Source organism: Mesorhizobium sp. M2A.F.Ca.ET.039.01.1.1, assembly GCF_003998035.1.
In the GTDB taxonomy this organism is placed as follows: domain Bacteria; phylum Pseudomonadota; class Alphaproteobacteria; order Rhizobiales; family Rhizobiaceae; genus Mesorhizobium.
On sequence record NZ_RZRY01000841.1, the window covers coordinates 1 to 2,389 of the forward strand.

The window sequence follows — 2,389 nt, forward strand, 5'->3', positions numbered from 1 at the left end:
ACCGGCGAGTGCGTCGACGCGCAAGGCTGGCGTTTCGAGGTGGTCGACCTCGACGGCCGGCGCATCGACAAGCTGATCGCCACCCGCCTGCCCGACGGGCATCGGCCCGTGGCGCGCTGAGCGGAACCTTAGCGTCGACTTGCGGTTTCGGGTCATGGGGAAAAATCCATGGCCGAGAGCAAGCACGAACGCGACGAGCGATTGAAGGCGGAGAAGGAATTCCGGGTCCGCTTTCTCATGAAGGAAACCGGCATCACCGAGGCCCAGGCCCGCGACCTCGTCGACTTGATCGGCATCGACGCCAGTTCGCTTCTTCGGGAGGCGCGGCTACTGAAGAAGAATAGGTAATGTCTCAGTTTGAAATTCGACCCAGCTCGGAACACAAGGCGACCCGGCCCGCTTATCAAGGTGACACAGGATTTGCGGGCCGGGCCGTTGGCCCCGAAGAGCCAACTAAAGCATGTCTCCCGAAAGTGGGAACCGGTTTCGGGATAAGGACATGCGTAAAATCAAAAACCTAAAGCGCATGGAGCGAATCCGAACGATCGCGACGCGCTTTAGATGCGCGCGATCCTCTCAATTCCCAAGCGAATGCGCTGCCCCTCCGCGTAGCTGAGCGCATATGCCTCGAGTTCGAAATTGGTGATTGTATCTTTGCCGTTTTCGATGACGTGGACGAACCATTCGCCACAGGCCTCGACCACTTCCACGGCGTTCTGCTTCGCTTCGTTGCACGGCACGTTATCCATCGCAGCTCTCTCCAGAGAAGCCATGGGAAACGTCAATTTTTATAAGGCTCCGAAGGCTCGTTTTTCAAGGCCAATTTTCAAGCTGGTGAGGCGCGCTTTTTGTCGGGTCCACGCTTGCCGGGCTTCGGTGCAACGCGTTCCAGGCGCGTCTTGCCGGCAATGCGCATGACGCGGACTGCGTTGCCGATCACATCGTGGGTCGCTTCTGGCCGTTAGGTCCTGTCGGCATTGCGGAGTTCGTTCTTCAATCTATCCCTGTCGGCGACGTGCATCCCCTGCATCTCCTCAAGCTGCTCCAAAAACGCAGTCGCTTCCTTAGTATCATGACCATCGCGTTCGAGTTTGGCGATTAGTTCGCGCTGGCGGATAAGGTGCTTCTCGCCTTCAGCCACATGCTGCTCCGCTTGTGCCAGGTGCCGCTTTATCATTTGAGGATCCATAGCGCTAAGCATAGGCACTTTTGGCGTGGCGTTCAAACGCGGTCGGAATTTTCCGAAATTCAAACCGAGACACTACCCAGCATGCGGTGTGGCGGATTCCGCCGGAGCTCGACGTTCTTATAAAAGTCTTGAACGACTACTGCGCAAGGCAGCACGTTGCCGACGAGGATGAACGCGAACGCATCGCGGTCAAGGTGATGGCGCTTTTCGGCCGCGGCGTCTCCGACCCTGTCCTGTTGTCGGCGGAGCTTGAACGCGGTTCCGTTTGATTGGCCTCGGCGCGTGGCCCGCAAGCGCCGCCCACCCTCCGCTCCAGTCATATTAAAGTAAAAGCTTATATTTATGCTTCTTACATTCCAAATACCTAATGTTGCCTTTAAGTAACGGTGCTCAATATATCGATAATCGACAATTCAACTTCGGGACAGGAATCAAACGCCAAGTTAACCTCTCGGCGATTTGGTCGGTGCGCCGTGCGGGCGATCCGGCGTGGCGGGCAACGGATTCAGGGGCACGGTTCAATGAGGGCGGGCGGCAGCGTTCATGGTATTCCGTCTGGCGGAAAGGCAGGCGCAGCTGCGCTTCGTGCCGGTGTTTCGCTCGCAGCACTTATCGCCGTGGCACTCGGCACGGCGCCTGCCCTGGCTGATGGCGGCAACGGCAAAAACACGACCGGGGGATTTGGCGTTGGCGGCGCCGATGGGTCGCTTGCAGGAGCGACGGGACAGGACGCGGATTCTTCCGCTACCAGCAGCGGCGGCGGCGGTGGCGGGGTGGATCTTACCACCGGCAACGGTGCGCCGGGTGGGGCGAGTGTGACCGTTGCCGGCAGACCAAGAGGCACTACCGGCATCACCGGTGCTACTGGTCAGTCTGTTACAACTATCACCACCATATCCGGCACCGTCACTGGTGGGACAGGCGGACTAGGTCAAGCGGGTGCAACCACCACACCCGGTGGGCACGGCGGCGGCGGTGTGGGCATCTCGGCCACAGCCGATGTCACCGTCGCGGGTGCCGGAATGGTAACTGGCGGCACCGGAGGAGGTCCCGGTAACACTGGGACTCCCTCAAGAAGCGGCGGCGCGGGCGGCGGCGGCGTCGGCATATTTTCAAACGCCGACGTGACCGTGGATGTCGGCGGCCATGTTACCGGCGGCGCGGGCGGTATCACCGTCATCGGCGGTGGCGGGGGCGGGG

General features: G+C 60.2%; 5 protein-coding genes. 3 read left to right on the forward strand and 2 right to left on the reverse strand.

From position 1 onward, the window contains the following. Both EOA24_RS34470 and EOA24_RS34475 read left to right on the forward strand, forming a co-directional pair. Positions 1-120 (forward strand): transporter associated domain-containing protein (locus EOA24_RS34470; RefSeq protein WP_133374775.1); only part of this gene is annotated, 120 nt, incomplete at its 5' end. 48 nt (positions 121-168) lie between these two features. Continuing rightward, positions 169-348, forward strand: coding sequence for a hypothetical protein (locus EOA24_RS34475; protein WP_126081698.1), 180 nt, complete (start codon positions 169-171; stop codon positions 346-348). 209 nt (positions 349-557) lie between these two features. On the opposite strand, the gene EOA24_RS34480 is transcribed toward EOA24_RS34475, so the two are convergent. Together EOA24_RS34480 and EOA24_RS34485 are read right to left on the reverse strand one after the other, a co-directional pair. Beyond that, positions 558-749 (reverse strand): hypothetical protein, encoded by a 192-nt coding sequence (locus EOA24_RS34480; protein ID WP_126081697.1) that lies wholly within the window; start codon positions 747-749, stop codon positions 558-560. Between the two features lie 212 nt (positions 750-961). Next, positions 962-1,177: a hypothetical protein gene (locus EOA24_RS34485; protein ID WP_245463347.1), complete on the reverse strand. Its 216-nt coding sequence runs from the start codon at positions 1,175-1,177 to the stop codon at positions 962-964. A 32-nt stretch (positions 1,178-1,209) separates the two neighbouring features. Here EOA24_RS34485 and EOA24_RS42060 point away from each other — a divergent pair, with 32 nt between their 5' ends. Continuing rightward, a complete protein-coding gene (locus tag EOA24_RS42060; protein WP_189354479.1) occupies positions 1,210-1,458 on the forward strand; it encodes a hypothetical protein in 249 nt (82 codons plus the stop codon). Positions 1,459-2,389: the final 931 nt, after the last annotated feature.